Raw genomic sequence first — 13,508 nt, 5'->3', positions numbered from 1 at the left:
GTTCATGACTCATGTTGGAGTAGCATAGGATGTTGTGACGTTCCAGGGTTCCAAAGATTTTCAATGGTTTCCCTTATAGGCAAGTTACTGTATAAAGAAAGCTTAGTGTTCATAAATCTATATAGATTTGTTAGATTTAAAGCAAACTTATGTAGGCCTACTTCAGGAAAATATATTAAAATTTTTTTCCATCGAAGTCACCTGTCACATGCTAAGATGTGAATATTAAATATAGGTTCACGTGTCATGTTTACTATTCATATGATGTTGTGACGTTCCACGATTCCAAAAAATTTTAATATATTTTCCTTCGTAGGCAAGTTGTTGTATGGGGAAAGATTTGAATTGATAACTTTATGTAATAAAGATAAAAAGAAAAACCCTAGGGGGGTGCTTATGAGGTATTTTGATTATTTGAGAGAAGATGAAGAAGAGAAAATGTTTTATTTGTTACCTAAAGATTTTAGTAGGGATGATTCATTAGATATCTTGTCCTATGGATTAGGTGCAACCTTGTATGTACCAGCAGTGAATGGAAATATTTCTAATTATATTATAAATAGAAAGATAGAAGGGCTAGTATCCATGGTAATATGTTTAGAAGATGCCATTGGAGATAATGTGGTTAAAAGGGCCCAGGAAAATCTTCTTATGCACTTGAGGAATATAAATGATAAGTTAAAAGAAGGAATAATAGATTATGAAAGTATTCCCCTTTTATTTATAAGGGTAAGGAATCCGAAGCATTTAAAACATATAATAGAATTGTTAGGTGAAAATATAAATTTAATAACAGGTTTTGTTTTTCCTAAGTTCTCTTCCCATAATGGATATGAATTCTTTAATATTATAGAGAGTTTTAAATATAAGGAATTATATGGAATGCCCATATTAGAGACAAAGGAAATATTATATAAAGATAGTAGATATGATGAATTAGAAAAGGTAAGGATCATACTTGGGGATTATAGAAAAAGGGTATTAAATATAAGGGTAGGAGCTACAGATTTTTGTAGTAGTTTTGGAATCAGAAGGCCATATGATAAGTCCATATATGATGTGAACATAATAAGTGATTGTTTATTAGATATATTAAATTATTTTATTAGGGAAGAAGAAAACTATGTGATTTCAGGGCCCGTTTGGGAATACTTTTCTTCTATGAAAAATAGGAAGGATTCTAAATTCATAAGGGGTCTTATTAATGAGGCTTACATGGATAAAATAAATGGTTTTATGGGAAAGACTGTTATCCATCCATCCCATATTATGCCTGTACAAAGTACCTTGATAGTTAAGAAGGAAGAATATTTAGATGCTTTAAATATTATAAAAAATAATAATGGTACTACAGGTGTATTAAAGAGTGAATTTGGGAATAAGATGAATGAAATTAAGCCCCATTTAAATTGGGCAAATAAAGTTATAAAAAAGTCAAATATATATGGAGTGTTTAATGGAGAAGAAGATTATGAAAGTTTCCTTAAAAGAAAATTATAAATATGAAATACAAGATAAATTAAAGGTTAATATTAAAATAGATGAAAATCCCTATGGCTTAGATCTTAAGAAGGTTATGAATATGGCTGCTAGGAAGAATAAAAAGAGAAGTTTTTTATTTGTAAGTAAATTACTAGGTAAGCATATACCCCTTAACCCTAAATTAGGAATATTAACTTCAAGTGTTCTAGCCCATAGTTACATGGATAAAATATATAAAAAACATGATGGAATGATAGAAAAAATATGTGATTGTATAAATTATCATGAACATATGGATGAAACATATGAAAAGCAGATTAATAATCGGATAGACTTAAAGGATCCTACCATATTTATAGGTTTTGCTGAGACGGCCACAGGACTAGGTCATGGAGTATTTAGCTCCTTTAAGGGAGAACATACCTATATCCATACTACAAGGGAGATTCTTCATAAAAAAGAGTCCCTTATAAACTTTGAAGAGGAACATTCCCATGCTACTAGTCACAGGTTTTATTCCATAGATGGGGATTTTCTTAATAATGAAAAGAAAATAGTATTGATAGATGATGAAATAACTACGGGAAAAACTGCATTAAATATAATAAAGGATATAAATAGTAAGTATAAAAGAAAAGAGTATACTGTTTTAACTATTTTAGATTGGAGAAATAGAGAAGATAAATTATTATATGAGGAATTTGAAAAGAATTTAAATATAAAAATAAATGTAGTATCCCTAATAAGTGGAGCCATGAATGTGGAACAAAAGGGTGAAATAAATGATAGGGTATATGAATATGAAAATGAGAAAGATAGTGAAATAGAAGTTATAAACCTATTTGAAGAAAGTTATTTCACACCTGTGTATTATCCTTCCACTAATGGAGAACTAATAAATTATATTCCTTATATTGGTGAGTGTGGAAGATTTGGCATAAGTACAAGGGATGAGTTTGCTACTTTGGATAAATTTAAGGAAATAGGTAAACTTCTAGGAAAAAAGAGAATTGGTAAAGACACATTAGTCCTAGGAACGGAAGAGTTCATGTATGTACCCATGAGGATTAGTACGTATATGGGAGAGGGTATAAAATATCATTCTACCACTAGAAGTCCCATATATGTAAATGATGAAAGATCCTATGCCATAAAAAGTAAGTATCCCCATAAAAGTCTTAATAATAATTCTGTGGAAAACTATATATACAATTTACATGAAAATCAATATGATGATATGTTTTTATTCCTAGAGAGAAACATATCAGAAGAAAGATTAGATGAGTTAAAATCCTTCTTAAAAACATTACCCATACCTAAAATAAATATAGTAATATGCATGGGAAAAAGAACTGTGAAAACAGATAAACTAGGCAGTTATAAGGATGAGGATGTGACCTTTTTATTAAAGAATATAAATGATTTAGTAAAGGAACAGGAGACTAGTGAAAGGGAAAAACTCATTCAAAGTGGAGTACACTATTCAGAAATGTTACCTGTAGAATATGAACCCTCAGAGGAATATATAGACCTATTTTACAAAAGTTTAAATTCCTATAGTAAAAAGGTAGCGGCTGCTGTAGGCATAGTCAGTGAAAAAATATTAAACAAATGTGGTAAAAACCTAGTATTAGTATCCTTAGCCAGGGCTGGAACTCCCATAGGAGTACTAATAAGAACATATATGAAAGATAAGTATAATCTACACATTCCCCACTATAGTGTGTCTATCATAAGGGGTAAGGGCATTGATGAAAATGCCATTAGGTACATAATAGAGAAACATCCTAAAGGCCATATTCAGTTCATAGACGGATGGACAGGAAAGGGAGCCATAACAAAGGTCCTTAAGGAAGCTAAAATAGACTTTGAAAAGAAATATGGTTATGTATTAGATGATGATTTAGCCGTATTAGCAGACCCAGCCTATTGTGTATCCCTTTGTGGAACAAGGGAAGACTTCTTAATACCTAGTGCTTGTCTAAATTCTACCGTATCGGGTCTTGTAAGTAGGACTGTCCATAGGAAGGATTTGGTGGGGCCTCATGATTTTCATGGAGGAAAATATTATGAAGAACTAAAGGAGAAAGATCTTTCTAACTTTTATATAAATAGTATAGAAAAGGAATTTCCTGAGGTTTCTAATGAAATAAAAGAAGGGCTAAAGGAAGAAATAAGTAGTCCTGATTGGAGTGGACTGAGGGCCGTTAAGGACATGGCCCTTGAATTTAATGTGGATGACATTAATTTAATAAAGCCTGGAATAGGTGAGACTACTAGGGTATTATTAAGACGAGTTCCTTGGAAGATTCTCATAAGGGAAAAGTCTCCTAATTTAGAACATATTTTAATTTTAGCAAAGGAAAAAAATGTTCCTGTAGAAATATATGAAAATATGTCCTACTTATGTTGTGGAATTATTAAAAATTTAAAGGGGAAAGAGTCATGATTTTTGCCAGTGATTTAGATAGAACACTAATATATTCTAAAAAATTTATAGAAAATATATGTAGGGAAGAAATAGTTTTAGTGGAGAGAATGGATGAAAAGGAAATTTCTTATATGACTAAGAAGGCCTTTGATCATTTAAGTAAATTAAAGGATAAATTATTATTTGTACCTGTAACCACTAGAACTATTAAGCAATATAAAAGAATATTCATGTTAAATGAAGTTATTTCTCCTAAATATGCAGTGGTAAGTAATGGGGGAAATATATTAATAGATGGAAAAGTAGATGAAGAGTGGAGAAGTATTATCCAAAGTAAATTAAAGGAATGTGCTCCCATAGATGAAATTAGAAATGAGTTTGACAAGGTAAAAGGTCATTGGGTCCTTAGGGGCTATGATGCTGATAATTTATTTTTATACAATATAGTAGATGAGGAAAATGTCCATAAAGAAACATTAGATATATTTAATAAATGGCTAGATAAAATGAATTGGAACATGTCCCTTCAAGGAAGGAAATTATATTTTGTCCCTAATTGTATAAACAAATGGAGTCCCATTGAATATATAAAAAATATGGAAAAGAAAAATACCGTATTTGCATCGGGAGATTCTCTACTTGATATGCCCATACTTAATATGGCAAATTACTCAATAGCTCCAACCCATGGAGAAATATATAAGACTTATGATAAAATAGATACAATAGAGTTTACGGATGAATCAGGAATTTTATGTGCAGAAGAAATAATAAAAAAAGTAGAATTGAAGATAGGTGAATTTTAATCATATGGACAATGGAATGATAAAATAAAGGAAGTGATTTCTATTTTTAACATATTTAAAAAATCCCCAGAACCTGAAATAGAAGATGCTCCTGTGAAGGAAGAATCTCAGTTAGATAGGGAACTTATAACTTTAAGAGAAATAGAAGCATATATACCACATGTGAAAGAAAATAGAGTTTTTTCAAATTTGATTTTATTTGTTTCATACTATATGAACATTATAGATTTTCATAAGGCCAATGAAGAGTCCCTAGTATCTGTAGATGAATTGCTACTTTTAAAGTATATTGATATGATAAAAAAAGTATTAGAAACCTATGATGAAGATAATTGGTCCCAGGATGAAATAGATGAATTTGTAAAAACCCTAAATACTATAAATGATAAACTATATAAGGTAATAAAAAGAACTAAGGAAGAAAATTCTTCTAACTTAAAAATAGATTTAAAAACTATTAATGATCTAGTAAAATCAGATTTTAATTAAGGGAGGATAAAGTATGGGATTTCAAGATTTATTAAATACTATTGACACGGATAATAAGGTAAATGAAAATGGTGGACAAGGATTAGTACCAATTGAAAGTAATAAGGTCATGCTAAAAAAGGAAGAAACTACTCCTGTACAGATGGAGGAAGTTAAAATTACTGTAGATTTAACTAAGTTTAGCCCACAACAATTAGATACGGTTAAAAATGAAATGGATATTACTACTTCTAATGGAATCAGTCATTTTGGTGCGGAGATTCAAGGAAGTATTGCTAAATTTGCAGATGGAATTTTAGAAGGGGTGAAAAATAAGGACGCAGGAGTAGTGGGAGATGGCCTTGGAACTTTGCTTACTACTATTCAAGGAGTAGATTTAGAGTCCCTAAGTGATAAAAAATCCATAATGGATAAGATACCTTTCTTTGGAAAACTTGCTAAAAGTGCTAATAGTGTTAAAAATAAACTTCAAAATGTTACGGATACGGTGGATAAAATAGTAGTATCCCTAGATAAGGCTAGACAAGAACTAATAAGGGATGTAAATGTATTAGATGCTTTATACAATAAAAATATGGAATACTTAGGACATTTAGAACTATATATTGGAGCAGGAGAAGTGAAATATAAGGAACTTAAGGAAACTGTATTATTAGATTTAAAGAGACAAGCAGAAAATAGTGGAAATATGCTAGATATTCAAAAGTACAATGATTTTTCAAGGATGCTTGCAGAAATCGAAAAAAGAATCCATGATTTAAAATTAAGTAGAGAACTGGCAATTCAAACATTGCCCCAAATAAGATTGATTCAAGGTAATGATAAGATATTAGCTAATAAAATCCAATCTAGTATTTTAAATACTATTCCAATTTGGAAAAATCAAATAGCTTTAACAGTATCTTTAAATAGACAAAAAACTGCCCTGGAACTTCAAAGGAAAGTTACAGATACAACGGAGGATATGTTAAGACAAAACGCAGAGTTATTGAAGGTAAATTCCATAGAAATAGCTAAGGAAAGTGAAAGAGGAGTCATTAGTATTGAAACATTAAGGGAGACCCATAATAAATTACTAGAGACCATTGACGAAAGTATGAAAATATACCAAGAGGGAAGGGCTAATCGTCAAAATGTGGAGAAGGAATTAATAGAGCTTGAACAAGAACAAAAGAGAAAATTACTATCATATAAAAATGCGTAGGTGATAAGATGGATAAAAGACAATGCATACATATGATAGGTGAAAACTTTACTATGGAAAGTAGGGTTAATACTCTTAAATATGTGGATTTTGAGATGAAAAGTCATATGCTTTTTTATAGGGATATGTTTAGAAATGTGGGTAAAATTAAGATTGCTACTGTTAAATCTAAAGCCATTGGAAATGATATTTCCTTTCATATATACTTTATTTCCCATGAATTTAATGGTCTTTGTAATGGATATTTTCAAATGGAGCCCATATCCTCAAATGGTAAAAGATTATTTGAGGGAGTGAGTAGGATAACTACAGACTTGGCAGAATATTTTTATTATCTCTATAAAAATAGTGAATTTTTGAAGGTCTATTTAGTTTCTTTAAATGTAAACAGTATGGAAGAAATTAATAAGGACCATGAAATTGAGGAAGTTTTAAATGAAAATAGAATAAGCATATCAAACATGGAAATGGATGAATTTAAATCCACCTTACTGGATAGAAGGTTTGTGAAAAAATATATTAGTAGCTTTTTAAGGATAAATGAAAAACCTACAGAAGAAGTGAAAATGTTTTTAATAAATATTTTAAATGAAAGTTTTCATAAAAATGTATGTTTAGTTAATAATATGTGTAAATTAAGTAATCTAATAAAAGTTTCTTCTAATAGGGTAACTTTTAATAAAAATAATATTAATCCCTATGATTTATTAGAGTATGGTAGGGATCATGGTAAAATTATATATGTTAATTTAGATTTTTCTTTTAAAGGGTGGAGATAACCTTGGAAAACAATTTAATAAGGGGACAAAAAATCGTAATAGGAAAAATAGAGAGGGATAATCCTTTAAAGATAGATATTGTTCATGACATTTTAGGTGGGAATATGGACTTGGATTTTTATGTATTTCCTGTAAAAAATAATGTTTTAGAGGAAGAGAATATTATTTATTTTAACAGGCCCTTTAGGGAAGATAAAAATATTCTTTTAAGGGAAGACTATTATAAGGACAGATCTGTGAAGGGTTTATATTTGAATTTAAAGTTTCTAGAAGAATCCTATGACAAAATCATACTAGCCCTATCCTATTACAAAGAAGGATTAGATATTAGTGAACTAAATTTAAAGGTAGAGGCAACTGAGAGGATTTTAAAATCTAATGTATTTTCCATAGAGGCTAAGTTAAACTTAGAAAATGAGACTTTCATAATTGGAGAAATATATAAGTATAAGGATCAGTGGAAATTCAATACAATTACCTATGAAACAGGGAACTTTGTAATAGAAGCAGTAAGAAACCTAAATAATATGAAGATAATATAAGGAATATTCAAAAAATAAGCTGGTAATTTTACTGGTTATTTGAATTATTTTCTTCGTTATGGAATCGCTTACATATGTTTAATATGCTCGCTCACCATGCCTTGAAAATAATCCAAATCCCTCAGGAAATTGACTAGTTTATTTCTTTCATATGCCTAAAAGGATGTGGACATGAGGACACATCCTAAATTGTTTTATGGATATTTGTGGACACTTTTCCTTTATTATTTTAGAAAAATATTATATAATAAACGGTACATGCATTAATTTTTTATAAAAGAGGGAGGTATCATTGTGAGACTAAAAAGAATCACAGCTATGACATTGTTAGCACTTATGTTGACTTTAGCCATGTTCCCAGTAGGTACATATGCTGAAGAAACTAAGGAAAAAACACAAACTACTGTTACTGAGGAAAACGTTAGTACTGTCCAAGAGGGAAAAACAGTAGTAGACATTATTACTATTAATGACTTCCATGGAAACGTGAAGGAAGATGCTAGAGAAACGGGTAAGAACATGGGTATGTCTAAGGTAATTAATGCCGTTAAGACATATAAGGAAAAGAACCCAAATACTATTTTCGTAGCAGCTGGAGATAACTATCAAGGTAGTGCCATGTCAAACTTAACTTATGGTTCTGTAGTATCTGAAATGTTTAGTGCACTTGACACTAAAGTATCAGCAGTAGGTAACCATGAGTTTGACTGGGGTGTTGATAAAATTGAGAACTGGTCTAAGGATGGAGGATTTAAATTCTTAGCATCAAATATTTATGACACAAAAACTAATGAGCCTGTAGCATGGGCAAAGCCATATGAAATCATTGAACAAGACGGTATTAAAATTGGATTTATTGGACTTACTACAGTAAGAACTGCTTATACTACAAAAGCAGAAAATATTAAAGGTATTGAATTTAGACCTATTAAAGAAAGTGCTGAGCACTGGGCTAATTATTTAAAATCTGAAGGAAAAGTAGACGTAGTATTAGCTTTAACTCACGTTGGTTCTTTCCAAGACAGAGAAACTGGTGCTATCACTGGTGAAGTAGTGGACAAGGGATTAACTAGTATTGAGAACTTAGACGGAATCATTTCTGCACATACTCATCAATCTGTTGCAGGACATGTGAATGGAAAGGCTATTGTACAAGGATACAAATACGGAAGAGCACTTGGAAAAATGTCTTTAGTATTTGGAGAAGATAAGAAATTAGAAAAGATTGACGTGGCAGTTGATACTTTATATAAGAGAAAGTCTGAATTAGTTGCAGATACTAATGGAGATGGAATCTATAATAAGTATGATAAAAAACTTGAGCCAATCACTTCTAAGGTGGTAGGATATACGCCTACTGAGTTAGCACATGAAAGATATTCTAAGGAGCCTTCAGCTTTAGGAACATTAATTTGTGAATATTTAGCTAAGGCTGCAGGTACTAATATTGCCATTACTAACGGTGGTGGAATTAGAACTTCAATAGATGCTGGAGATGTTACTTTAGGAGAGTTATATGAAGTATTACCTTTTGATAACTTCCTAGTGAAGATGGATTTAAAAGGGTCCCATATAAAGGCCTTACTTGAGCATGGTATTGGAAATGAAGATATTGGTATGATTCAATACTCAGGTATTGACGTAACTTATGATGTTACTAAAGAAGTTGGACAAAAGATCTCTTCTATGAAAGTTAATGGAGTAGAAGTTCAAATGGACAAGTTATATAGTGTAGCTACTAATGACTTTATCTACAACATTGATAACCCAGCTAAGGGTGGAGACGGATTTAACTTTGATGGAGCTATGAATGTGGAAATCTCTAAGGATGATATGAGAGAAGCAGTAGTTAAAGGTTTTGCAGCAACATTAGATAAAAAGGTTGATAAAAAGCCTATGGTAGAACTTAAGCCAGCGGCTAAATCTGAAGTTGTATACGTAGTTAAGGTTGATGACCTATTATGGAAAATAGGAAAAGCCCATGGTGTGGATTACAAGGAAATTGCTAAGTTAAACAACTTAAAAAATCCTAATGTAATTTTACCAGGACAAAAGTTATTAATTCCTGCTATGTAATTGATAATAAAGAGGGTGAGACAATTTGTCTTATCCTCTTTTTAAAAGTGAAGAATAAAGGGCTCTATGTGAAAATTGGCTTTGGATGGGCCTATTTCAGGAAAATATATTGAAAATCTTTTCCACCCAAGTCCTTGTCACAAGCGAAAGTGTGAATCTTCGTAGATAGGTTCATGAGTCATGTTGGAGTAGCAGAGGATGTTGTGACGTTCCAGGGTTCCAAATATTTTCAATATATTTTCCCTTATAGGCAAGTTACTGTATAAAGAAATTTTAGTGTTACGAAATTTATACTATGCATATGATGTTGTGACGGTCCAGGATACCAAAAGATTTAAATACATTTTTCTTCGTAGGCAAGTTGCTGCGTGGGGAAAGCCTTGAATCTGTAAATATATGTGTTTTAGGGAGTCATGGAGCTTTTTATTTTTTACTTTTGAAGAAAGGATAATGGTTTATGAAAAAAATGATAAATGATAAGAAATATAAGATAGGTGTATATGGAATAGCTATACTTATAATGGTAGTAGTTGGATTTATGGATTTAGGTAGTGAGTACTATGGTAGGGCCCTAGATAAAAGGGGAGAGACGGTGGATGCTCGGGTGATAAAAATGTATTTGGATGATAGGGATGATAAGGAGTCTAAGCGTAGTTATAGGACCCAAGAGTTTGAGGTGGAAATAACTAGTGGAGACCATAGGGGTGAAACTTATGTTATGAGAAATACTATAGAGACTATGGATGTGTATAATATAGAGGTTGAAGTGGGAGAAAATATAGTTCTTACTTTGATGGATGATGAGAATAGTAAGGTAGAGAATCTTCATATATATGATAAGTCTAGGGAAATATACATATATTTATTTGTCTGTTTCTTTTTTGTAATTTTATTAGTTATAGGAGGAAAAAGTGGATTTAAATCCATATTTACTTTAATATTTACAGGGTTTATGATAGTGAAGCTTTTAATTCCGCTAGTACTAAAGGGGTATAACCCAATACTTATTACCATAATGACTTGTAGTGTCATAATAGCCATAACCCTTTTAATAATAGGAGATATGAGTAAAAAAACCCTATCTGCCATTATAGGAACTTTAGGGGGAGTCATAGTGGCAGGGGTACTTGCCATGTTCGTAGGGAATCTATGTAAAATAACAGGCCTTGCAGATGAGGATATGCAGTCTTTAGTTTATATGACAAAAAATTATAATATGAATTTTAAGGGAATATTATTTTCTGCCATAATAATAGGGGCCTTAGGCGCCGTAATGGATGTGAGCATATCCATAGGATCTTCCATGTTTGAAATAAAGAGTATAAAGCCAGATATTAATAAGGCTAATTTGTTTAAATCTGGTATGAATATAGGTAAGGATATTATGGGGTCCATGGCTAATACATTGATATTAGCTTATACGGGTGGAGCCATGCAGCTTATGTTATTTTTCTTAGCCTCAGGTGCAACTACTAAGGAAATAGTTAATCTAGAAATGGCCGCTGTGGAAATCATAAGGGCCTTATCGGGAAGTATTGGATTGGCTGCAACCATTCCTATTACAGCAATTAGTGTGATTATGATAGATGATTTTTTTAATGACGAGAGGAAGAAGAAGTAAGGCGATTTAATATGGGCTTTTCCATCCTAAGTAAGTTACTGTATAAGGAAAATTTAAAATCATAAAATCTATAAATATAGATTTCGTATTTATAAACCAGATTTATGTGTGCCTATTTCAGGAAAATATATTGAAAATCTTTTCCACCCAAGTCCTTGTCACAATCGAAAGTGTGAATCTTCGTAGATAGGTTCATGAGTCATGTTGAAGTATCATAGGATGTTGTGACGTTCCAGGGTTCCAAAGATTTTCAATATATTTTCCCTTATAGGCAAGTTACTATATAAAACAATCTTAAAACCAAGAAATCTATATATATAAATTGTGAATTCTTTATGTTAAAGTTTTGTAATTCTTTCGTAACTACTTTTGTGCTTAAAAGGAGTAAACTAGGGTTAGTATATAGGTAGGAGGCGAAAGGAAAATGGGAAGGATTATAGTAAGGATTATGGCAGTTGCCATGTTAGGGGGAGTACTTTTATTTGCTCCGGCTTGTGAGAGTGCTAAGATAGCTACTAGTGTTTCTTCAGTTACAAGGGAGAAGCCTAAGGTCATAAGTGAAAATATAAGTATAGATAAACCCTACATAAAGGTTAAGGGGAACTCTATTAAATTAGAGGGTATGTCTCATAAGGATGTTCAAGGAAAAATTAATAATCATATAAAATATGAGTTAGAAGATCATATAAGCTTAAAAACCCAGGATGAAAAATATATTTATGATGAATTTAATAAGGATGATGAGGAGTATGAACCTAAAGAGGTTAATGTAGTTACTAGGAGTACCTATGAGGATGAGAATCTACTATCTGTTGTAATTTCCATTAATACAAGGGAAAGTGAAAATTATTCCTATGAAATTAAAAATACTTATAACATAGATCTAAAAACTGGGCAAGATGTTGGATTAGGTAAGTTATTCAAAGGGAAGGATTATTTAGAGGTTATAGAAAAGTATATAAAAGAGGAAATAGATAAAAATCCAGAAGATTATAATACGAGCAGTGTTAAGATTTCATTAAATGAGGAATATTACTTAGAAGAGGATAACCTTGTAATAGTATTTAAACCAGGAACAATAGGATCTTATAGTAAGGGGTATAGGGAATTTAGAATTCCTATTGAAAGTTTTGGACAAGATTTTAGTACTAATATGGAAATGGAAAGCTCCTTTGTAGTTGTGGATAGGAAACAAATAGTTGTTGATGATAATAATTTAAAAGGTATCCTAAATATTCCTGTTATCAAGGCCATAGAAATAGAAAAAGATGGCATAGATTATGAGGAGATACAAGATAATCTAAATAATCTGTTTGAAAATGAAATAATGGATTTTAGAGATAAAATGTATGAAGATGGTAAAGCTGCCATGGAGGAATCTGAAAAAATAGGATATACACAAAGACCATATGTGGCAAATGTGACCTTTGATGAAAAATATAATAGGGGAAATTTACTTAGTATATATATTACTTATTATACCTATACAGGTGGTGCCCATGGAAATCATGAAGATGTGGCTTATAATGTGGATTTGAATAATGGAAAAATATTAAAATTAAAGGATATATTTAAAAATGACAATGATTATAAAAAAATAATAAATGATGAAATAAATAAACAAATAAAAGACATACATGAACAAGCAAAGGCTGAGGGTATAAGTAGAGGTGAAAAAGTAGAAGATATTTATCTGCCCTATGAGGGATTTGAATCCATAAGGGATGATCAGGGATTTTATTTTAAGGATGATTCTTTGGTTATATACTTTGGATTATATGAAATAGGTCCCTATGCGGCAGGTATAGTAGAATTTCCTATAAAAATTTCACACATAGGGGATAGTCTAAAGGATGAATATGTTATAAAATAGACCTAGATTTATTCTAGGTCTTATTTTTGAATAGTTATATGGTTGGGAAATTGGCTTTATGTGTGCCTATTTCAGGAAAATATATTGAAAATCTTTTCCACCCAAGTCCTTGTCACAAGCGAAAGTGTGAATCTTCGTAGATAGGTTCATGAGTCATGTTGGAGTAGCATAGGATGTTGTGACGTTCCAGGGTTCCAAAGATTTT

Annotated in this window: 10 protein-coding genes; all 10 read left to right on the top strand. The window is 31.2% G+C overall.

The annotated features are described in order from the left end of the window. Positions 1–396: 396 nt before the first annotated feature. The 10 genes from N4A57_RS01030 to N4A57_RS00985 all read left to right on the top strand — a co-directional run bounded on the left by N4A57_RS01030 (position 397) and on the right by N4A57_RS00985 (position 13,303). Complete coding sequence (locus tag N4A57_RS01030; RefSeq protein WP_293655487.1) at positions 397–1,500, top strand: HpcH/HpaI aldolase/citrate lyase family protein; 1,104 nt, start codon at positions 397–399, stop codon at positions 1,498–1,500. Next, the gene (locus N4A57_RS01025; protein WP_293655486.1) at positions 1,457–3,931 is read left to right on the top strand and encodes a phosphoribosyltransferase; all 2,475 of its coding nucleotides are present in this window, start codon (positions 1,457–1,459) and stop codon (positions 3,929–3,931) included. Before N4A57_RS01030 ends, N4A57_RS01025 begins: the two co-directional genes overlap by 44 nt. Then, the gene (locus tag N4A57_RS01020; protein ID WP_293655485.1) at positions 3,928–4,719 is read left to right on the top strand and encodes an HAD family hydrolase; all 792 of its coding nucleotides are present in this window, start codon (positions 3,928–3,930) and stop codon (positions 4,717–4,719) included. The genes N4A57_RS01025 and N4A57_RS01020 overlap by 4 nt, the downstream gene beginning before the upstream one ends. Before the next feature lie 33 nt (positions 4,720–4,752). Continuing rightward, positions 4,753–5,208 carry a hypothetical protein gene (locus N4A57_RS01015; RefSeq protein ID WP_293655484.1) on the top strand — a complete coding sequence of 152 codons (456 nt, stop codon included), beginning with the start codon at positions 4,753–4,755 and terminating at the stop codon, positions 5,206–5,208. A 13-nt stretch (positions 5,209–5,221) separates the two neighbouring features. Then, positions 5,222–6,412 carry a toxic anion resistance protein gene (locus tag N4A57_RS01010; RefSeq protein ID WP_293655482.1) on the top strand — a complete coding sequence of 397 codons (1,191 nt, stop codon included), beginning with the start codon at positions 5,222–5,224 and terminating at the stop codon, positions 6,410–6,412. 8 nt (positions 6,413–6,420) lie between these two features. Further along, complete coding sequence (locus N4A57_RS01005) at positions 6,421–7,191, top strand: hypothetical protein (RefSeq protein WP_293655480.1); 771 nt, start codon at positions 6,421–6,423, stop codon at positions 7,189–7,191. Between the two features lie 2 nt (positions 7,192–7,193). After that, positions 7,194–7,733 carry a TerD family protein gene (locus N4A57_RS01000; protein WP_293655478.1) on the top strand — a complete coding sequence of 180 codons (540 nt, stop codon included), beginning with the start codon at positions 7,194–7,196 and terminating at the stop codon, positions 7,731–7,733. A gap of 294 nt (positions 7,734–8,027) precedes the next feature. Next, positions 8,028–9,809, top strand: a complete 1,782-nt coding sequence (locus N4A57_RS00995; RefSeq protein WP_293655476.1) for a 5'-nucleotidase C-terminal domain-containing protein — start codon at positions 8,028–8,030, stop codon at positions 9,807–9,809. 457 nt (positions 9,810–10,266) lie between these two features. Then, complete coding sequence (locus N4A57_RS00990; RefSeq protein WP_293655474.1) at positions 10,267–11,430, top strand: YibE/F family protein; 1,164 nt, start codon at positions 10,267–10,269, stop codon at positions 11,428–11,430. Between the two features lie 424 nt (positions 11,431–11,854). Beyond that, a complete protein-coding gene (locus tag N4A57_RS00985) occupies positions 11,855–13,303 on the top strand; it encodes a DUF3298 domain-containing protein (RefSeq protein WP_293655472.1) in 1,449 nt (482 codons plus the stop codon). Positions 13,304–13,508: the final 205 nt, after the last annotated feature.

This window comes from Anaeromicrobium sp., assembly GCF_025210435.1.
Classification (GTDB): Bacteria; Bacillota; Clostridia; order Peptostreptococcales; family Thermotaleaceae; genus Anaeromicrobium.
This window is presented reverse-complemented; position numbering and strand designations above follow the sequence as displayed.